Genomic DNA, 19,703 nt, shown 5'->3' with positions numbered 1-19,703 from the left:
GAGGGGGCGTGAAGGAACGCGAACCTTCGAGTATTTCGGATGACCCCTCTCGTCACCATCGCCAATGTCGACATGCGCTATGGCGGGGCAGGCGGCACCCTGGCCGTCAAGGACCTGACGCTCGATGTCGGCAAGGGTGAGTTCGCGGCCGTGGTCGGACCGTCCGGCTGTGGCAAGTCCACGCTGATGAAGCTGGTGACCGGCCTGCACATGCCGCAGGCTGGCACGGTCACCGTCAATGGCGAGCGGGTGACCAAGCCGGTGTCGATCGTCGGCATGGCGTTCCAGAACCCGACCATGCTGCCGTGGCGCACGACGCTCGACAACATCCTGTTGCCGCTGGAGATCGTCGAGAAGCATCGCAAGCGGCTGCGCGCCAACAAGGCGGAATATGTCGCCAAGGCCGAGAAGCTGCTGGAAACGGTCGGGCTCAAGGGTTTCGGTCAGAAATTCCCGTGGCAGCTCTCGGGCGGCATGCAGCAGCGCGCCAATCTCTGCCGGGCGCTGATCCACGAGCCGGAGCTGCTGATGCTGGACGAGCCGTTCGGCGCACTCGATTCTTTCACCCGCGAAGAACTCTGGTGCGTCATTCGCGACCTGCATGCGGCGCAGGGGGTGACGATCATCCTCGTCACGCACGACCTGCGCGAGGCGACTTTCCTTGCCGACAAGATCTTCGTCATGAGCTCGCGGCCGGGCCGCATCCTGCAGGAGCGGCGGGTGCCGTTCCCGCGGCCGCGCGAGCTGGATCTGCTCTACGAACCGGCCTTCAACGACATGGTGCACGAACTGCGCGGCGCAATCGCGGAAGCAAGGAGCGCGGCATGAGCGAGACGAGCACGCGCAAGGGTGTCGACTGGCAAGGCGCCGCTCCTTGGCTCTACACGATCGGTCTGTTCGTGGTGTGGGAGCTGGCGGTCCGCATCTTCGGCATCGCGCCCTATGTGCTGCCCGCGCCGAGCGTTATCCTCAACGCGATCATCGAGTTCTGGCCGGCGATCTGGAAGAACTCGCTGCAGACGCTCTACACGACCAGCGTCGGCTTCCTGCTTGCCGTCGTCGGCGGGCTGGCGCTCGGCCTGTTGGTCGGCTGGTCGAAGACGATCTATGCCGGCCTCTATCCGATCATGGTCGGCTTCAACGCCATTCCCAAGGTCGCGATCGTGCCGATCCTCGTCATCTGGTTCGGTATCGGCACGATCCCGGCCGTGCTTACCGCCTTCCTGATCTCGTTCTTCCCAATCGTGGTCAACGTCGCGACCGGTCTCGCCACGATCGAGCCGGAGACGGAGGACGTGCTGAGGGCGCTCGGCGCGAAGAAGATGGACATCATGCTGAAGGTCGGTATCCCGCGCTCGATGCCGTATTTCTTCGGCTCTCTGAAGGTGGCGATCACGCTTGCCTTCGTCGGCTCGGTCGTGTCGGAGACGGTGGCGTCCAACTCCGGGCTCGGCCAGATGATGTCTGCGGCGCAGTCGCAGTTCAACGTGCCGCTTGTCTTCGCCGGCCTGATCATGCTCGCGGTTGAAGGCATCGCGATGTATGCGCTGATGGCCTGGATCGAGCGGCGCACCACCGGCTGGGCGCATCGCGGCCAGATGTCGCAGTAGGCGAAGCTCAGAAGGAGATCGCGGTAGAGCCCGTCCAGCCTTCGGCCGGGCCTTCACCGACGACGCGGTTGCGGCCGCCGTCCTTGGCCATGTAGAGGCGCCGGTCCGCGAGCGCGAAGAGCTCCTCGAGGCTTTGCACCGATGGCCCGGTCGTCGCGACACCGACGCTTACCGTGCAGCGCGGCGCGCTGCCGTCCTCAAGGCAGATCACCTGCCGGATCGTCTCGCCGAGAAGCCGCCCCAGCGCATGCGGGTAGGGGCAAAGAACCGCGAACTCCTCGCCGCCGATACGGAAGACCGTGTCCTTCGGCCCCACCTGGCTGACCAGCGTGGCGGCGATGGTCTGCAGGACACGGTCGCCCTCGGCGTGGCCGTGGTGGTCGTTGATCGACTTGAAATGGTCGACGTCTATGATCAGCAGCGTCAGCGGCCGGCCGCTGCTTTGGCTCGCTGCGACCGCCTGCGCCCCCAGTTCGTTGAAGCGGCCGCGATGCATCAGGCCGGTCAACGCGTCGCGCCCGGCGTGCTCGACCAGCGCATTGTAGCGCTCGCGGTAGGTCAGCGCCTCGAAGACATCGGAGACGCCGCGCGGCACCGGCAACTCGCCGCGCTCGAACCAGCGCAGATAGGCGAGCGTCAGCGTGCTGTAGACCAGCGCTGCCGCCATCTTGCCGGCCCACCCACCGAAAAACGCGGACCAGGGAGCATCAGTCAGGAGGTGCAGGACGGTGAAGAAGCCGATCTGGTCAAGGCTCAGGATCGTTGCGACCGAGGCCAGAATCCTCAGGAAGAGGCTCGCGCGCAGGACGCGTCCAAGCGCCTCGTAGAGCAGGATGATGAGAATGGCGTCGATGAACAGAAGGGTGGTGCCCCAGGCCATTAGCCAGCCCATGTCGTCGATGAAGGACATGTCCGGCATGGCCCCGCCGGGCAGCGGCTCGACGCTGTGGAAGCGGAGCACACCGACCAGCGCAAGCGTCAGCAGATTGCCGACGAGCAGGCCGTAGATCGGCTGGCGCACGGTCGCCGCGTCTTCCTTCATGTAGAGCAGCAGCAGCATGACCAGCTTGCCGGAAAACAGCACGGTCGAACCGGGCGAGAGAATGCCGAGAGGCGCCGCGACGTAGAAGACGCTGGCGAGGTAGGTTTCGAGGAAATGCATGCCGGCCAGCGCCGTCATGAAGACGCCGAGGCCGATACGGCCGCGCAGGGCGAACAGTACTGCCATCAGGCCGAAATAGCCGAGCGCTTCGACAAGGAGCAGGAGTGCGTTCGTCACGCTACGACAACCCGATTGTGCGGCGAGCGTGTCGCCGCCTTTCCGAAGCTGTTATAGGGCCGTAACCGTTAAGCGCATGTTTCGAAGATCTCTGCGCTATCGCGGTAGGGTCGTCCCGGTCGCTGATCCTCAGGCGATCAGCGGCAGCAGGCGGCGGACGTCGTCCAGCATCTGCGGAATCGCGTCGGCGTCGCCAGCCAAGTGGCGCAGCAGATGCTTCTGGAACAGCCCGTCGAACACCGAATAGAGCGGCCCGCGTGGCATTGACGGCGCCTTTCCGCCGAGTTCCGCATAACGGGACGCGATCCGCCAGATCATGTCCTCGAGACTCTTGTCGATGGCGATGACGTCGTCGCGAAAGACGTCTTCGAACAGCGCCTGTGAGCGCAGGTCGCACCAGAGGCGGTGCATCGGGGCCTCGGTGCTCATGGTCTCGCCGAGTTTGGCGAGGAACCCTTCCAGCAGCGCCTCGCGCGTCGGCGCCGTTGCGGTCACCTGGTCGTAGCGCGTGACGCACTTCGCCTTGTAGTGCCGCACGCAGCAGCAGATCAGATCGACCTTGTCGGTGAAATAGTAGTGCAGCACGCCATGCGTGAACTCCGACTTCTGGGCGATCTCGCGCAGGCTGGTGCGGGCGTAGCCGAGCTCTCCGAGCGCCTCCAGCGCGGCCTCGGCAAGCTCAACGCGGCGCGCGGCGAACTTGTCCACGCGCAGACGGTCCACCCGTCCGCTGCTCGCCTTTCCGGTGACTGTTGGTCTCGCCTCGATTTCCTGCAGCGCCATGTCGCCTCTTTCCGCTTTCCGATCCGGCCGAACGCCGGGCCGGCACCGCACAATGCCATTCCATATAGGCGAAAGCAATTTCCTGGACAGTCGTCAAGATTTGTCGCTTGACAAGCGTCAAGATTTTGTTTGACGCTTGTCATGATATTTTTGGCCATCTGTCAAAAGTATCGCACTCGCACCGACGGTCGGGGCGGGCGCAGGGAGGAATGCCGAACCTGGACAGTGTTTCGCGCGCTTGGCGCCACCGGGCCGTTTGGCCCGGAGGGCGGAGCCTTGTCCGGCATCGAGCAAAACAGGGAGGAAGACATGGCTGAAAAGAACCTGACGGGCCGGACGGCCCTGGTGACGGGTGGGGCAAGGGGCATCGGCGCGGCGATCGCGCAGGCGCTCGCGGCCCAGGGGGCGTCGGTAATGATCGGCGATATCCTCGCCGATGTCGGACGAGAGACGGCCGCGACGCTGGCGAAGTCGGGCGTGAAGAGCGGCTTCGCGCAGCTCGACGTCACCGACGAGGCGCAGTGGGAAAAGGCGGTCGCGGCGACCGTGTCGGAACTGGGCGGCTTCGATATCCTGGTCAACAATGCCGGCATCGAGATCACCTCGCTGGTCGTCGACGTGAAGCCGGAAGACCTGCGGCGCATGTGCGACGTCAACATTGTCGGCGTGGCGCTCGGCATGAAGCATGCCTTCCGCGCGATGCGGCCGGGCGGTGCGGCCGGCAAGGGCGGCTCGGTCCTCAACATCGCCTCGGTCGCCGCGACGATCGCCTTCCCGGCCATCGTCGGCTACTCGGGCACCAAGTCGGCGGTGGACCGGATGACCCGCGTGGCGGCCATGGAGGCGGGAAAGCTCGGCTATGGGGTGCGCGTCAACTGCCTCTATCCGGGCCTCGCGCCGACCGAGATGGGCATGAAGCTCGCTGCCGACATGGTCTCGGTCGGCCTTGCCGCCGACATCAACGCCGCCGTGGCGATGGTGGTCGAGCAGACGCCGCTGGCGCGGCTGGCCGAGGTGTCGGACATCGCGGATGCCGCGGTGTTCCTGTGCTCGGACGCCTCGCGCTTCGTCACCGGCGCCGGCCTGCCGGTCGACGGCGGCATGGGCATGTGACGGCAATCATCCAAGAATACAGGGAGGATTTCAGATGAGCGACAAGCGACCCGTCGTGGTCTACGGCGTCTCCGGCTACACCGGACGCCTGGTCTGCGAATATCTCAGGGAATACAACATCCCCTTCATCGCCGCCGGGCGCGACAAGGCCAAGGTGCAGGCCGTGGTCGACAAGATCCCGGGCATCGAGACCGCCGACTACGAAGTGGTCGAGGTGGAGCATACGGTCGAGGCGCTGACCAAGCTGTTCAAGGGTAGCAGGGTCGTGTCGAACATGGTCGGACCTTTCATCAAATACGGTTCGGAAGTGGTCGAGGCGGCGCTGGCGGCCGGCTGCCATTACACCGACACGACCGGCGAACAGGACTGGGTGCTGCATTGCCAGAAGACCTGGGGCGAGGCGTTCGCCAAGAAGGGCCTGCTGCTCGCGCCCAACAACGCCCAGATGTACACGACCGGCGAGATCGCAGCGAACATCTGCCTGGAGACACCCGGGCTCGACACGCTTGACATCCTGGTGTTCTGGAAGGGTTTTCCGACCTACGCCTCGACCCAGACGATCTTCACCATCCTCAAGGCGAACTGGTATTATCTGGAGCAGAACAAGTTCGTCGAGTGGGACGTGACCGCACGCGCTGACGTCGCGGTGCCGGGCCAGCACGAGACCGCGATTGCGGTGCCGTGGGGCGGCACCGCGCATCCGGTCTGGTTCAAGAGCGACCCGCGCGTCTCCAACTGCCGCGTCATGGGCGGTGTGCTGGCGAGGCCCGTGATGGAGGGCGTCGTCCAGACCACGCAGATGGTCAAGGAGCAGATCAAGCCGCTGCCGCCTGACCAGCAGGAGAAGGCGCTCGGCGACATCGCCGCGAGCCTGCAGGCGACGATGCCGCCGCGCGAGAACCCGCGCATCAACACCTCGATCGATTCCGTCTACGCGTCGGGGCCGCTCGGGCGGGCGCACTGCGTCATCCACGGCAACTGCAACTACAAGCAGACCGGTATGCTGCAGGCCTATGCCGCCTTCTCGCTTTTGCAGCAGCCGCCGAAGCGCGTCGGCTTTGCCTCGGCCTGCCAGGCTTTCGGTCATCGCGAGTTGCTCGGGCAGCTGCGCAGCTTCGGCCTGGTGATGAATCCGATCCTGACGGTCCACACTTGACCTGAGCGGGCGGCGGCTTGCCGCTGCCCGGCCACCTTACGGGAGCAACGCGATGCGACTGGTCGATTACCTTGACAAGGGCGCCTCCCTCGGCGCCGGCCGCCCATGCCTGACGATGGACGATGCGGATCTCAGCTATGCCGACGTGCAGACACTGAGCTACAGGATCGCGGCGGGCCTCGCCCGTTCCGGCATCGCGCCCGGCGACAAGGTCGCGATCCTGTCCGGCAACGATCCAGTCGCCTTCTCCTGCGTCTTCGGCATCTCACGCGCGGGCGCGGTCTGGTGCCCGATCAATCCGCGCAACGAGGCGGCCGAGAACCAGTTCATCCTCGACAATTTCGATTGCGGCCTGCTGCTGTTCAACTCCAGCTTCGCCGGGATGGTCGAGCGTATCCGCGCGAACCTGCCCAAGCTCAGAGTGCTGGTCTGCCTCGACAGGGAACTGCCTTTCGCGGAGTCCTTCGACACCTGGCTGGAGGGCATCGACGGTCGCGTCTTCGAGCGCGCGCCGCCGGACGATCTCGCCATGATCCCGGGAACCGGCGGCACGACGGGCAAGCCGAAGGGTGTGATGCTGACCGGGCGCAACATCGAGACGATGACCGCGCTGACCTTGATGGGATACCCCTTCGAGGGGCGGCCGACCTATCTCGCACTCGCGCCGCTGACGCATGCCGCCGGCGTGCTGTGCTTTCCGATCATGGCGCTCGGTGGCCGGATCGTCATCATGCACCATCCCGACATCGGCGAGTTCCTGCGGCTGATCGAGCACTACCGGGTCACGCACACATTCCTGCCGCCGACGGTGATCTACATGCTGCTCGACCATGCAGGGCTGGACGCGGCGGACCTCAGTTCGCTGCAATGCTTCTGGTATGGTGCTGCGCCGATCTCGGCCGTCAGGCTGGAGGAGGCGCTGAGGCGCATCGGGCCGATGGCGCAGCTGTTCGGCCAGACAGAGGCGCCTATGATGATCTCGATGATGCGGCCGGCGGACCATTACGCGCCGGACGGCTCGGTCGCCACCGCGCGCCTGTCCTCGGCCGGCCGGGTCGCGCCACTCGTCAGCGTCGGCATCATGAACTCCGAGGGCGAACTGCTGCCGCAGGGCGAGCGCGGCGAGATCGTCGTCCGGGGATCGCTCGTTATGGCGGGTTACTACAAGAACCCGGAGGCGACCGCTGAGGCGTCGGCGTATGGCTGGCATCACACCGGCGACATCGGCTACCTGGACGAGGACAACTTCCTCTACATCGTCGACCGGGCCAAGGACATGATCATCACCGGCGGCTTCAACGTCTACTCGGTCGAGGTCGAGCAGGCGCTGCAGGCGCATGAGGCGGTGCAGGATTGCGCGGTGATCGGCCTGCCCGACGAGAAGTGGGGCGAACGGATTGTCGCCGTGCTGCAGTCGCGCGCCGGCAAGGCGATCGACGTCGCCGAGGTCACCGATTTCGTTAAGCGCCGGATCGGCAGCGTCAAGACGCCCAAGCAGGTCGAGGTGTGGCCCGACCTGCCGCGGTCCAAGGTCGGCAAGGTGCTGAAGTCCGACATCCGTGCCAAGCTGGTCGAGGACGCCGGCGGCTGACGGCCGGACCGCCTCAGTTCGGCCGCGAACGCCGTGCGTCGGCCAGCGTCACGAGCCACATGACAAGGCCAAGGATGGCCAGTCCGCAGCCGACGAAACCGGAGGACGGGAAGCCGTAGCCGGCGGAGATCGCCAGGCCAGCCAGCCATGGCCCGAGCGCGTTGGCCGCATTGAAGGCACTGTGGTTGGCGGCCGCCGCCAGCGTCTGGGCGTCCTTGGCGACGTCCATGAGATAGGTCTGGATCACGACGCCGAGGCTCGACGCGCAGCCGATCAGGAAGACCACCAGCGAGATCGTCCAGACATTACCGACCGAGAACGGAAAGGCGAAAAGCGTCAGCGCGCTGGCGATGATAATGCCGGTCGCGGTGGCACGCAGTGCCTTGTCCGCCGCCCAGGCCGCGAAGATCGTGCCGAGCGTCATGCCGACGCCGAACAGGCCGATCACGATCGGCACCACCCAGGGCTCGACCTGCGTCACCTCCAGCAGCGTCGAGGCGGTGTAGGAGTAGACGGCGAACAGCCCGCCGAAGCCGACGACCGCGGTGGCAAGCGTGAGCAGCACCTGCCGGTTGGCGAAGGCGCCGAGTTCGCGCAGCGGACTTGCGTCTGCGTCGGGCTGGTCCTTCGGTGCGAAGGCCGCGACCATGACGAAGGTCATCAGCGCGAGGAGGCCGGTGACAGCAAAGCCCCAGCGCCATCCGAAGGCCTGGCCGAGCCAGGTCGCCACCGGCACGCCAATGATTGTCGCGACGGTGAGGCCAAGCATCACCTTCGCGACCGCCGATGCGCGTCTGTTCTGCGGCACGAGCGACGCCGCGACGAGGGCCGCCACGCCGAAATAGGCGCCGTGTGGCAGACCGCTCATGAAGCGGAACGCCAGCAGCCAGTTGTAGGAGGGCGACATGGCGCTGAGGCAGTTGGCCACGCCGAACACCGCCATCAGCACCATCAGCAGGGTGCGCCTTGGAACCCGGGCGGAGAGGACCGCGATGATGGGCGCGCCGACGACGACACCGAGCGCATATGCGCTGATGGCATGTGCGGCAGTCGGTTCGTCGACGCCGAGGCCGGCGGAGAAATAGGGAAGCAGGCTCATCGCCGCGAATTCGGTCGTGCCGATCGCGAAGCCGCCCATAGCGAGCGCCAGCATGACCAGGCCGGGATTGACCGCAGGCGCGCCTTCGAGGGGGAGGGAGGACGGCCGAATGGGGTCGTCGAGCGCGCTGGTCATGTCCGGTTCTCCTAGTCGCGTCACCTCCCGAGTCGCGAAATCAAGTCTGGTGCAGTTAGGATTTTCCCGGGTGGGGCGCAACCGCGCCAGCACCAGCACACGGAAGTGTGTGCGCCACATTGCCCTTTGCGGCCCGTTCGCCTACATAGCGCGCAACTTCCAACACTCGTTGATCAGGGATCGCGCGCGTGGCACGCCAGTTCATCTATCACATGTCGGGCCTCTCCAAGGCCTACGGCGCCAAGAAGGTGCTCGATAACGTCCATCTGTCCTTCTACCCGGACGCCAAGATCGGCATCCTGGGCCCGAACGGCTCGGGCAAGTCGACGATCCTGCGCATCATGGCGGGCCTCGACAAGGAGCACCAGGGCGAGGCCTGGCTCGCGGAGGGCGCCACCGTCGGCTACCTGGCGCAGGAGCCGCAGCTCGACCCGGCCAAGACCGTGCGCGAGAACGTCATGGACGGCGTCGCCAAGAAGACGGCGATCATCGAGCGCTACAACGAACTGATGATGAACTACTCGGACGAGACGGCGGACGAGGGCGCCCGCCTGCAGGACGAGATGGACCGCCTCAACCTGTGGGACCTCGACCAGCAGGTCGAGATGGCGATGGACGCACTGCAGTGTCCGCCACCGGATGCCGACGTCAACAACCTCTCGGGCGGCGAGCGCCGCCGCGTCGCACTCTGCCGCCTGCTTCTCGAACAGCCGGACCTGCTGCTGCTTGACGAGCCGACCAACCATCTCGACGCCGAGACGACAGGCTGGCTTGAAAAGCACCTGCGCGACTATCCGGGCTCGGTGCTGATCATCACCCACGACCGCTACTTCCTCGACAACGTCACCGGTTGGATCCTCGAGCTCGACCGCGGCCGCGGCATTCCCTACGAGGGCAACTACACCAAATATCTCGACGCCAAGGCCAAGCGCCTGATCCAGGAGGGCCGTGAGGACGACGCCCGCCAGAAGTCGATCTGGCGCGAACGCGAGTGGATCGCATCCTCGCCCAAGGCCCGCCAGACCAAGTCCAAGGCACGCATCAAGGCCTATGAGGAATTGCTCGAGCAGGCGCAGAACCGCAAGCCGACCGACACGCAGATCGTCATCCCGTCGAGCGAGCGCCTGGGCAACGTCGTCATCGAGGTCGAGAACCTCAGCAAGGCCTATACCGACGAGGTGCTGATCGAAGACCTGTCGTTCCGCCTGCCGCCCGGCGGCATCGTCGGCGTCATCGGCCCCAACGGCGCCGGCAAGACGACGCTGTTCCGCATGATCACCGGCCAGGAGCAGCCGACTGCCGGCACGATCCGCCTCGGCGAGACGGTGCGGCTCGGCTATGTCGACCAGAGCCGCGACGCGCTCGACCCGAACAAGACCGTTTGGGAGGAGATCTCCGGCGGCGCCGAGGTGATCAAGCTCGGCAAGCACGAGGTCAACTCCCGCGCCTACTGCTCGTCGTTCAACTTCCGCGGCGGCGACCAGCAGCAGAAGGTTGGCAACCTGTCGGGTGGCCAGCGCAACCGCGTGCACCTGGCCAAGATGCTGAAGAACGGCGGCAACGTGCTGCTGCTCGACGAACCGACCAACGACCTCGACACCGAGACGCTGGGCGCGCTGGAAGATGCGCTCGAAGCCTATGCCGGCTGCGCCGTCATCATCTCGCACGATCGCATGTTCCTCGACCGCATGGCCACCCACATGCTCGCCTTCGAGGGTGACGCGCATGTCGAGTGGTTCGAGGGCAACTTCGAGGAATACGAGAAGGACAAGGCCCGCCGCCTCGGCCCCGAGGCTCTGGTGCCGCATCGCATGGCGCACAAGCGGCTGACGCGGTAATAGACCTCCACCGTTGCATGCGTCCAGCTTTCGCTATACATGTATAGCAGAGGTTGGATGTCATGCTCGCACTGCGATTGCCGAAAGAGATTGAAGACCGGCTCGACGATCTGGCCCGCAAGACGGGCCGGACGAAGAGCTACTATGCTCGAGAGGCGATTCTCGAGCATCTCGACGACCTGGAGGACCTGTATCTCGCGGAGCAGCGGATGCGGGACAACCCGCAGTTCATCAGCTTTAATGAGGTGCTTCAGAAGCTTGATATCGATCTGGGCAATCCTGACGAGGCATAGCCATGCCTTGGCAGGTGCGCTTTGAACGGCGTGCGGAAAAGGATCTCGAACGTCTCGGCTCTGTCGATCGTGTTCGGATAGCCCGCTTTATCCACGACCGGATCGCCGCCCGGGAGGATCCGCGTGAAGTTGGAGAAGCGTTGCACGGCCCGCTTGGCCACTATTGGAAATACCGCGTCGGGGATTTCCGGGTGATCGCATCGATCGACGACGCGACCGTGACGGTTCTGGTCGTCCGCATCGGCAATCGACGCGAAATCTATCGCTGAAGCTCAAGGTGTTTGATGCCTGACTGGTCCGCCGCGCAGTATCTCAAGTTCGAGGATGAGCGGACGCGCCCGTCGCGCGATCTCTTGGCGCAGGTGCCGCTTCAGGCTCCGCGCCGGGTGATGGATGTCGGCTGCGGGCCGGGCAATTCGACCGAGCTTCTGGCCGAGCGCTGGCCGGATGCGCAGGTGTCGGGGTTCGACACATCGCCCGACATGATCGACAAGGCGCGCAAGCGGCTTCCGGGCCTCTCCTTCACGCTTGAGGATGCGGCCGGCTGGACTCCGGCCGAGCCGGTCGACGTGATCTTCGCCAATGCAGTGTTCCAGTGGCTGCCGGACCATCCGGCGGTGCTGGTGCGGCTGATGGGCCAGCTTGCGCCAGGCGGTGTGCTGGCGGTGCAGATGCCGGACAACATTGCCGAACCGTCGCATCGCCTGATGCGCGAGGTCGCCGCCGAGGACCGATTCGCGACAAAGCTGGCCAATGCCGCGCGCCAGCCGCTGCCGCCGGTGGCGTTCTATTACGACCTCCTGACACCGCATGCCGCGCGGGTGGACATCTGGCACACCCACTACAACCATCCGCTGGCGGACGCCGCGGCGATCGTCGAGTGGGTCAAGTCCACGGGACTCAAGCCGTTCCTCGATCCGCTTGATCCAGCGGAGCAGCAGGATTTCCTCGCCAGCTATCAGGCGAAGATCGCGGCAGCCTATCCGCCCGCGGCCGACGGCAAGGTGCTGCTGCGTTTCCCGCGCCTGTTCATGGTGGCGCAGAAGCCGCTCGACGCCTGACAGGCCGGCATTGACCCGACTGCCCTGTATGGCGTCGCGGGCGTCTCTCCGATCGGTTTTGAGCAGCGCGTTTGCCCGGTAGTGCCGGATGGTTTCCGTTGGAAACCAAAATTGTAGGCGGACCGCGTCTGATCCTTGGCAGCAACCGGCTTTTGGCGTATTCGGCTCGGCGCAATGGCTAGTTTGCCGTACGCGCCCAAGGGTGCGTCGCGACGTCGGCCGGGGCGTCGAGGACAACCACCAGCATGCAGCGTGTCATCATCAGCGGTATCGGCGTCGAGATACCGGAATCCACCATCACGAACGAAGAATTGGTCGCCTCGTTCAACGAATGGGTGGACCTGGAAAACGTCAGGCGCGCTGCCTCCGGTGAGCCGCCGCTGGCGAAATCGGACACCGACTTCATCGTCTATGCGTCGGGAGTGAAGAACCGCCATGTGCATACGCGCGAGGGCATACTCGACGTGACGCGGATGACGCCGCGCATCCCGCCGCGCGGCGATGACGAGCTGTCGGTGATGGCCGAGTTTGGTGTGGTGTCGGCGAAGCGGGCGCTTGAACATGCGGGCGTGACGGACCCGTCGACGGTGGACATGGTCATCTGCGCCGCCTCGCACCAGCAGCGGCCCTATCCCGCGGTCGCGGTGGAGATCCAGAAGGCGCTCGGCGCCTCGGGCGCGGCCTTCGACATGAATCTCGGCTGCTCTTCCGCCGCTGCCGGACTGCATATCGCCACCAATCTTGTGCGCACCGGGGCACAGAAGCGCGTGCTGGTGGTCTCGCCCGAGATCATCACCGCGCATCTCAATTTCCGCGACCGGCAGACGCATTTCATCTTCGGCGACGCCTCCGCCACGATGGTGGTCGAGGCAATCGGCGAGGGTGAGACGAGGCCCGGCCGCTTCGAGGTGCTCGACACGCGCAACTGGACGCAGTTCTCGAACAACATTCGCTCGAACTTCGGCTTCCTGATCCGGGCCGGGCAGGAAGACACTTCCGTGGTCAACATGGAAGGAAACATGATCAAGCAGGTTGGCAACAAGGTCTTCAAGGAAGTCACGGTCGCCGCCCACCGTTTCATCTCCGCCTTCCTGGCCGACCACGGCATGACGGTCGAGGACGTGCGGCGCTATTGGCTGCACCAGGCCAACGGCCGCATGAACGCGATGATCATGAAGCTCGCGCTCGGCTACGAGGCGGATGCCGACCGCGCCCCGATGGTGTTGGAGAAGCTCGGCAACACGGCCGCCGCCGGCGCGGTGGTTGCACTGAAGCAGTATCACGAGGACATGGAAGCCGGGCAGTTCGGCATGCTGTGCGCCTTCGGTGCCGGCTATTCGATCGGCGGAGCGATTCTCCGCAAGATGTAGCCGACGCTCAGGGCAGGACCTTGGCCGCCCCTGACTGGAGAATTCGCATGCGCGAGGCGACATTGCCCTTCGGCCATCCGCTCGATCCCGACCCGGACATCGTTCCGGCACGAAAGCTGTCCGCCCGCGTCGCCGGTCTCTACGCTGCTGCGGGCGACGATTTCGAAACGCGGCAGGTCGAGTTCCTCGACCTCGGCTTTGACGGCATCCCGGGCGACTATCACCACGGTTCCACGCGCCGGTCCGGCGGGCGCGAGCCGTGGTATGCGCGCGGCACCGAGATCAGGAACGAGCGGCAGGTTTCGATCGTGGCGCCGGACGAGCTTGCGCGCATCGCCCGCAACATGGACCTGCCGGTCCTCCGCCCGGAATGGGTCGGTGCAAACCTGCTGATCGACGGGCTGCCGATGCTCTCCTTCCTCCCGGCCGGCACGATGCTGTTCTTCAAGGGTGGGGTGACGCTGAAGGTCGATGGCCAGAACGCGCCCTGCCGCTTCGCCGGACGGCGCGTTGCGGAGCGGGGCGGCATCGAGGACCGCGAGGCGGGCGCGCTTTTGTTTCCGAAGGCTGCGAAGCGGCTGCGCGGACTGGTCGCCTGGGTGGAGAAGCCGGGCCGGATCACGAAAGGCGAGGAGATTTCGGTGCGCGTTCCCGAGCAGTGGATCTATCGCGCCTGAGCGCCGTCCCTGAGAGCAGGGCCTTCCGGCCTAACCGCTGACGGCTTCCTCGTCCCCGTCCGGATCGAGCAGCCGGCTCGCGCGCCACCGCGTCAGCACCTCGTTGATCTCGTCAACGACGAAGAAGCGCGCAGAGTCGCGGTCGTAGCCGTCGGCGAGCAGCGCGTCGTAGGAGGTATGCTGGTGGCGGACATGCGCGACAGTCGCGAGCCACAGCGCGACCGAAGGCGGCAGAGCCTTCAGGTGCTTCTGGCCGGCCGCTTCGCGGATCGCCTCCGCATCCGCCCATGGCGCGAGCGGGATCAAGAGGGTGAGGCCCTTGGCGATCTCCTTCTGGCGTTGCGTTCCGGCCATCAGGTGCCGGCCTGCCGCGTCGCGTCGGGCACCGAATCGGTCGAGGCAAAATAGGGCTTGATGTCGATCAGCGGCGTGCCGTCGAGGAGGTCTATCGCCTCCAGCTCGACCGTTCCGGCCTGCTCATTTACGGCGAGCAGCCGCACGACATGGACGCCGACCGGATTGGGCCTGACCGGCGAGCGCAGCGCGAAGGTGCCCTTGGCGGCCTCGGCGTGGCGCGGCTTCTGCACGATCAGGTCGCGGGGCGAGCGGTTGAACCAGGAGAGCAGGATGGCGTGGCTGCACTGGCCAAGGCCGCGCAGGCCGTCGCGATAGGCCGGATCGAGCGTGATCCGGGCACCGCCGCCTTTCTCGCGCGCCTCGCGCATGTTCTTCGGGCACTGCGATCGCTCGGTCCAGGGCGAGGAGACGCGGCCGATGAAGACGAGCCCTGCATCGGGCGTCAGGCTCGTAGGATCGACCTCAAGGCGCACTTCGCCTTCGCGCACCTCGAATTCCGGCCGGTCGTTGAATGGAAGCGCCATTTTCTTTCCCGTGTGCGACATTCCGCTTGCGTCCCCGCCGCTCCTCACATAAACATATCTTTATGTCTCTTCGAGGTCGAACGTGGCGCAGCCGAAAGTCAATCTGAACCGGATGGTCGATACGCTCAAGGCGGCGGGAGAATCCAGCCGTTTCCGTATCCTCGTGCTGCTGTCGCGCGGCGACCTTACAGTTTCCGACCTGACCTCGATCCTTAACCAGTCGCAGCCGCGCGTCTCGCGGCACCTGAAGCTGCTTCTCGAAGCCGGGCTGATCGGCCGCTACCAGGAGGGTTCCTGGGCCTTCTTCCGCCTGTCCGACAACGATGCCGCGCGCGAGTTCGTGCTCGGCCTGGTCGGACGCGTCGACGCGGCCGATCCGCAGGTGCTGCGCGACATGGAGCGGCTGGAGGCCGTCAAGCGCAAGAACCGCGAGCGGGCGGCAGAGTATTTCAGCGCCAATGCAGCGCAGTGGGACCAGTTGCGGGCCCTGCATGTGCCGGACCACGCGGTCGAGGCGGCGCTGCTGAAGCTCGCCGGCGGGACGCCGTTCAACGCCATGCTCGACCTCGGGACGGGCACCGGTCGCCTGCTGGAGATTTTCGCGCCCTGGTGCACCGGCGCGCCGTCGGCATCGACATGTCGCGCGAGATGCTGTCCGTCGCGCGCGCCAACCTCGACAAGGCCGGCGTCGCGCACGCCCAGGTGCGGCAGGGCGATGTCTATGCGCCGCCGGTCGACCGTGACGCCTTCGACCTCGTGACGATCCACCAGGTGCTGCATTATCTCGACAATCCCGGCTTCGCCGTCGCAGAGGCGGCCAGGACGCTGCGTCCCGGCGGGCGGCTGGCGATCGTCGATTTCGCGCCGCACGACTTCGAGTTCCTGCGCGAGGAGCAGGCGCACGCGCGCCTCGGCTTCTCCGACCGGCAGATTGCCGAGTGGATGAAAGAGGCCGGCCTCGAGCAGGAGGAAACGGTGGCCTTCGCTCCGTCGGTGGAGGGCGGGCTCACCGTGAAGCTCTGGTCCGGCCGCGATCGCCGGATCCTGCTTGCCCATCCTACCCACGAACGACGCCTCGCCACGGAGACCGCGTAATGTCCCAGTTCCGGCTTTCCCGACGTCCCGACATCGGCGACAAGGTCCGCGTCTCGTTCGAATTCTTCCCGCCCAAGTCCGACGACATGGAAGCTCGGCTGTGGGAGACGGTGAAGCGGCTCGAGCCGCTGCGGCCGAGCTTCGTCTCCGTCACATACGGCGCCGGCGGCTCGACGCGGGAGCGGACCGCGCGCACGGTACGCCGCATCCTGAACGAGACCTCTCTTTCGCCCGCGGCGCATCTTACCTGCGTCGATGCGAGCCGCGAACAGTCCGATGCGGTGATTTCCGATTTTCTCTCGATGGGCGTGAAGCGTTTCGTTGCGCTGCGCGGCGATCCGGCCGAGGGCGTCGGCTCGCGCTACCGGCCGCATCCGCACGGCTATTCGAACGGCGCCGAACTGGTCGCCGCCCTGGCCGCCCAGGGCGCGCAGGACATTTCCGTGTCCGCCTATCCCGAGAAGCATCCTGAAAGCCCGGATTTCGCGACCGACATCGAGATGCTGAAGCGCAAGGTGGACAATGGCGCGACCCGCGCCATCACCCAGTTCTTCTTCGACAACGACGTCTACGAGCGGTATGTCGAGCGGGCGCGGCGAGCGGGCATCTATATCCCGATCGTGCCGGGCATCCTTCCCGTGCACAGCTTCACCGCAGTCGCGAACTTCGCGAGCCGCTGCGGTGCGCATGTGCCGGCCTGGCTCGCGGAGCGGTTCGACGGACTGCAGGGCGACCCGCAGACGCATGCGCTGGTGGCAGCGGCGGTCGCGGCCGAGCAGGTGCTCGATCTGGTCGAGCGTGGCGTGGGCGACTTCCATTTCTACACGATGAACCGAGCCGACCTTGCCTTCGCGATCTGCCACATGATCGGCATTCGCGCGACGGAGGAAGCGCCCATGGTCAGCGCGTCGGCTGCCTGACCGCCTGTCGCAGGCAATGAAAAAGGCCGGGTTGACCCGGCCTTTTTGCATCTGTCGTCTCAGGTTGGAGGAATGCCCCCGGGGTCCCTCATCTGCCTATGGCAGCACTCCCAGGATCATGGCGCCGATAAAGGCGAACGCAGCACAAATCACAATCGTATTGATCGGCCGTGTCAGTCCCATAGGTGTACCTCCTCTGCGGACTATGCCAGAAGTGTATGCGTATCTGAGCCAGTGACAAGGGGTTTTGTTGCTGCGCCGCAACAGGCTGTGCAAAAACGGTGCCTTCGAACGGCTCAAACCTAGGAAAACGCTTCCGCTTTCGTCGATGCCTTCAGTTCGACATTTTTTCGCCGGGTGGCGTCCGGGCGCCCAATTCAGGCCGGTGTGGCCGCCTTGCGACGCGAAAACAGCCGCCCGTCGATGGTGACGAGGCCAAGCCCGATCAGGGCCATGCCAGCCAGTTCGAACAATTCCAGCCGTTCGCCGAGGAAGATCGCGCCGAGGAGCACTGCGCTGACCGGCGTGATCATGGTCACCAGCGAGGTGTTCGACTGGCCCGCCGTCCGGATCAGCTCGAAGAAGATCAGATAGGCGAAGGCGGTCGCGACCAGTGCGAGCGCGAGCGTAGCCGTCCATGCACCGGCGCCGGCATGCAGGAAGCCATCGAGCCCGTCCGAATAGAGCGCGATCGGGATCATCATCACCGTCGAGGCCGTCAGCTGGCCGGTCGCGACCAGGATCGGCGGCAAGGCGGCGAAGCGGCGGGATACGATGAACGAGAAGGCGTAGGACAGCGCGGTGCCGATCAGGGCGAGCTTCGCCCAGACCGGGCCGCCGATGCCGGCCGCGAGTCCCGGGCCGATCATCACGGCGGTGCCGGCAATACCGATCACGACGCCCACTAGTTTGTTCAGGCCGGGCTTCTCCATGCGGAAGACGAGACCGACCAGGATCAGCGTCCAGAACGGCGTTGTCGCATTCAACACCGAGGCGAGGCCGGCACCGATCGCCGTCTGGCCGATGAACATCAGCGAGAACGGCACGACATTGTTGAGTAGCGCAAGCAGCACAAACCAGCCCGCATAGGGGAGGGCGAGCGCGAAGGAGGGGCCGCGGGCCAGCAGATAGAGGTGAAGCGCCGTCGCTGCGATCGCCACGCGGAGCAGAACGAGCGTCAGCGGCGGGATTTCCTTGACGGCGATGGAGACGCTGAAAAAGGAGCCGCCCCAGATGATGCCGAGAAGGAAGAGTAGGGCCCACATGCGGGCTGTCATTGAGGGGTTCTGCGGTGCGGCAGGCGAGGCAAGACTCATGCGGATATCCAAGATGGGCAGGCATCGATAGTCCGGTTCCACGACCTTCGCCACCCGTTTCCGGAACCTTCGGACCGGGCACCGCTTTCGCCTGCCACGCGCCGCTGATAGCTTCGCGCGAAAACGGGGACCGCCGATGCAGAGATTCGAGACCGCCAAGGCCGCCGCGCTGGAACTGCGTCCGGATGAGCCGGTCTACTGCTTCCATCCGGACGTGCTGAAGACCGATGCGCGCGACTTCATGGCGATGTTCCCGGGCAAGACCGCCTATGCGGTCAAGACGAACGGCGAACCGATCGTCCTCAAGACGCTGGCCGAAGCCGGCGTGAAGGCGTTCGACGTCGCCTCGCCGGGCGAGTTCGCCGCCGTGCGCGCCGTCGCGCCCGAGGCGGAGATGCTCTACATGCACCCGGTCAAGGCGCAGTCGGACATCCGGCTGGCGCTGGAGACCTATGGCATCCGCGTGATCGCGGTCGACCACGAGGACGAGATCGTCAAGCTGACGCGCATCGTGCGCGCGCTCGATATCGACCCGGGCTCTGTCGAGGTTTATGTCCGCATCCAGACCAAGGGACATGCGGCCTACGAGCTGTCGAAGAAATTCGGCGCGGGGCCAGCACAGGCGGTAGAGTTGCTGCAGCGACTGGCGCGCACCGGATACAAGGTCGGCATCTGCTTCCATGTCGGCAGCCAGATCGAGGACCCTGACACCTACGACCGGGCGCTGAAGACCGCCGACTGGGTGCGCAACCGCGCCGGCGTCGAGTTGTGCGGGCTCGACGTCGGCGGCGGCTTTCCGGCCGAATACGGCCACGATCCGAACCGCAAGGCGCCCAGCATGCCGTCGCTGTCGCAACTGATGTCGCGCTTCCGCGGCGACTTGCGCGAATGGGGGTTCGGCGACACGCCGCTGGTGGCCGAGCCCGGGCGCGTGATCGTCGCCCGCGCGTTCTCGCTGATCGTCCGCGTGCTGTTGAGGAAGGGCCGGCGGCTCTATATCAACGACGGCATCTGGGCGTCGCTGTCGGATTCGTGGACCGGCAAGATCACGCTGCCCGCCCGCTTCATCCCCGATCCCGCGATCCGCAGCCGCAACGGCGACGTGTCGAACATCGTGCCGTTCAAGGTCTGCGGGGCGACCTGCGATTCCGTCGACATCCTGTCGCGTCCGTTCTGGCTGCCGGAGACCGTCGACACCGGCGACTGGATCGAGATCGGCCACATCGGCGCCTATTCTCTGTCGCTGCGCACCCGCTTCAACGGCTTTTATCCCGACACCTTTGTCGAGGTCGCGACGCCGTTCCACGAGGGCGGCAAGCCGGAAGGTTTTGCCAGCCTTGAGACGATGGCTGCGAGCTGACAACAGGATAAAACGGGTGTCCGGAATGTCTTGTTTCCGACATTCCGGAATGACAATCTATCCGCCGACTCTAAGCGGGAACATTTTTCTCCATACATTGTAGCGGTGCGGTCGCTCGTGCCGTGA

Annotated in this window: 19 protein-coding genes and 1 pseudogene; 14 read left to right on the top strand and 6 right to left on the bottom strand. The window is 65.5% G+C overall.

Translation table 11 applies throughout. The features are described 5' to 3' along the window. The first annotated feature begins 39 nt into the window (after positions 1-39). Together LRS09_RS00760 and LRS09_RS00755 are read left to right on the top strand one after the other, a co-directional pair. Positions 40-828 carry an ABC transporter ATP-binding protein gene (locus LRS09_RS00760; protein ID WP_257803660.1) on the top strand — a complete coding sequence of 263 codons (789 nt, stop codon included), beginning with the start codon at positions 40-42 and terminating at the stop codon, positions 826-828. Then, positions 825-1,610, top strand: coding sequence for an ABC transporter permease (locus LRS09_RS00755; RefSeq protein ID WP_257803659.1), 786 nt, complete (start codon positions 825-827; stop codon positions 1,608-1,610). The genes LRS09_RS00760 and LRS09_RS00755 overlap by 4 nt, the downstream gene beginning before the upstream one ends. A 7-nt stretch (positions 1,611-1,617) precedes the next feature. On the opposite strand, the gene LRS09_RS00750 is transcribed toward LRS09_RS00755, so the two are convergent. Both LRS09_RS00750 and LRS09_RS00745 read right to left on the bottom strand, forming a co-directional pair. Beyond that, a complete protein-coding gene (locus LRS09_RS00750; RefSeq protein WP_257803657.1) occupies positions 1,618-2,889 on the bottom strand; it encodes a diguanylate cyclase in 1,272 nt (423 codons plus the stop codon). A gap of 129 nt (positions 2,890-3,018) precedes the next feature. Continuing rightward, complete coding sequence (locus LRS09_RS00745) at positions 3,019-3,672, bottom strand: TetR/AcrR family transcriptional regulator (protein ID WP_257803656.1); 654 nt, start codon at positions 3,670-3,672, stop codon at positions 3,019-3,021. Positions 3,673-3,981: 309 nt separating this feature from the next. On the opposite strand from LRS09_RS00745, the gene LRS09_RS00740 reads away from it, so the two are divergent. The 3 genes from LRS09_RS00740 to LRS09_RS00730 are packed head-to-tail and all read left to right on the top strand — an operon-like array spanning position 3,982 to position 7,532. Then, positions 3,982-4,785, top strand: a complete 804-nt coding sequence (locus LRS09_RS00740) for an SDR family NAD(P)-dependent oxidoreductase (RefSeq protein ID WP_257803655.1) — start codon at positions 3,982-3,984, stop codon at positions 4,783-4,785. Between the two features lie 34 nt (positions 4,786-4,819). Beyond that, the gene (locus tag LRS09_RS00735) at positions 4,820-5,941 is read left to right on the top strand and encodes a DUF5938 domain-containing protein (protein ID WP_257803654.1); all 1,122 of its coding nucleotides are present in this window, start codon (positions 4,820-4,822) and stop codon (positions 5,939-5,941) included. 52 nt (positions 5,942-5,993) lie between these two features. Next, on the top strand, positions 5,994-7,532 hold the full coding sequence (locus LRS09_RS00730) for an AMP-binding protein (protein WP_257803652.1): 1,539 nt from the start codon (positions 5,994-5,996) through the stop codon (positions 7,530-7,532). Positions 7,533-7,545: 13 nt separating this feature from the next. On the opposite strand, the gene LRS09_RS00725 is transcribed toward LRS09_RS00730, so the two are convergent. Then, positions 7,546-8,766 carry an MFS transporter gene (locus tag LRS09_RS00725; protein WP_257803650.1) on the bottom strand — a complete coding sequence of 407 codons (1,221 nt, stop codon included), beginning with the start codon at positions 8,764-8,766 and terminating at the stop codon, positions 7,546-7,548. Between the two features lie 188 nt (positions 8,767-8,954). Between LRS09_RS00725 and ettA the strand changes: the two genes are divergently transcribed. The 6 genes from ettA (at position 8,955) to LRS09_RS00695 (ending at position 14,005) form a co-directional block, all read left to right on the top strand. Continuing rightward, a complete protein-coding gene (gene ettA, locus LRS09_RS00720) occupies positions 8,955-10,604 on the top strand; it encodes an energy-dependent translational throttle protein EttA (RefSeq protein WP_257803649.1) in 1,650 nt (549 codons plus the stop codon). Between the two features lie 62 nt (positions 10,605-10,666). After that, complete coding sequence (locus LRS09_RS00715) at positions 10,667-10,897, top strand: DUF6290 family protein (RefSeq protein WP_257803648.1); 231 nt, start codon at positions 10,667-10,669, stop codon at positions 10,895-10,897. A gap of 2 nt (positions 10,898-10,899) precedes the next feature. Beyond that, positions 10,900-11,166: a type II toxin-antitoxin system RelE/ParE family toxin gene (locus LRS09_RS00710; protein ID WP_257803647.1), complete on the top strand. Its 267-nt coding sequence runs from the start codon at positions 10,900-10,902 to the stop codon at positions 11,164-11,166. Between the two features lie 15 nt (positions 11,167-11,181). Further along, on the top strand, positions 11,182-11,958 hold the full coding sequence (gene tam / locus LRS09_RS00705) for a trans-aconitate 2-methyltransferase (RefSeq protein ID WP_257803646.1): 777 nt from the start codon (positions 11,182-11,184) through the stop codon (positions 11,956-11,958). 245 nt (positions 11,959-12,203) lie between these two features. Next, positions 12,204-13,328, top strand: a complete 1,125-nt coding sequence (locus LRS09_RS00700) for a beta-ketoacyl-ACP synthase III (protein WP_257803645.1) — start codon at positions 12,204-12,206, stop codon at positions 13,326-13,328. Positions 13,329-13,375: 47 nt separating this feature from the next. Then, positions 13,376-14,005 (top strand): MOSC domain-containing protein, encoded by a 630-nt coding sequence (locus LRS09_RS00695; protein WP_257803644.1) that lies wholly within the window; start codon positions 13,376-13,378, stop codon positions 14,003-14,005. Positions 14,006-14,035: 30 nt separating this feature from the next. Here the strand turns inward: LRS09_RS00695 and LRS09_RS00690 are convergent, their stop codons facing one another. After that, positions 14,036-14,359 (bottom strand): DUF2293 domain-containing protein, encoded by a 324-nt coding sequence (locus LRS09_RS00690; RefSeq protein WP_257803642.1) that lies wholly within the window; start codon positions 14,357-14,359, stop codon positions 14,036-14,038. Beyond that, complete coding sequence (tsaA, locus tag LRS09_RS00685; protein WP_257803641.1) at positions 14,359-14,886, bottom strand: tRNA (N6-threonylcarbamoyladenosine(37)-N6)-methyltransferase TrmO; 528 nt, start codon at positions 14,884-14,886, stop codon at positions 14,359-14,361. The genes LRS09_RS00690 and tsaA overlap by 1 nt, the downstream gene beginning before the upstream one ends. 112 nt (positions 14,887-14,998) lie before the next feature. On the opposite strand from tsaA, the pseudogene LRS09_RS00680 reads away from it, so the two are divergent. Both LRS09_RS00680 and metF read left to right on the top strand, forming a co-directional pair. After that, positions 14,999-15,981 (top strand): annotated as a pseudogene (locus LRS09_RS00680) (ArsR/SmtB family transcription factor). Continuing rightward, complete coding sequence (gene metF / locus LRS09_RS00675) at positions 15,981-16,901, top strand: methylenetetrahydrofolate reductase [NAD(P)H] (RefSeq protein WP_257803640.1); 921 nt, start codon at positions 15,981-15,983, stop codon at positions 16,899-16,901. Before LRS09_RS00680 ends, metF begins: the two are co-directional and overlap by 1 nt. Positions 16,902-17,278: 377 nt before the next feature. On the opposite strand, the gene LRS09_RS00670 is transcribed toward metF, so the two are convergent. Then, positions 17,279-18,217: a DMT family transporter gene (locus LRS09_RS00670; RefSeq protein ID WP_257803639.1), complete on the bottom strand. Its 939-nt coding sequence runs from the start codon at positions 18,215-18,217 to the stop codon at positions 17,279-17,281. A 136-nt stretch (positions 18,218-18,353) separates the two neighbouring features. On the opposite strand from LRS09_RS00670, the gene LRS09_RS00665 reads away from it, so the two are divergent. After that, a complete protein-coding gene (locus LRS09_RS00665; RefSeq protein ID WP_257803638.1) occupies positions 18,354-19,577 on the top strand; it encodes an alanine racemase in 1,224 nt (407 codons plus the stop codon). Positions 19,578-19,703: the final 126 nt, after the last annotated feature.

Origin of the sequence: Mesorhizobium sp. J428, assembly GCF_024699925.1 — a bacterium.
Taxonomy (GTDB): domain Bacteria; phylum Pseudomonadota; class Alphaproteobacteria; order Rhizobiales; family Rhizobiaceae; genus Mesorhizobium_A.
This window is presented reverse-complemented; position numbering and strand designations above follow the sequence as displayed.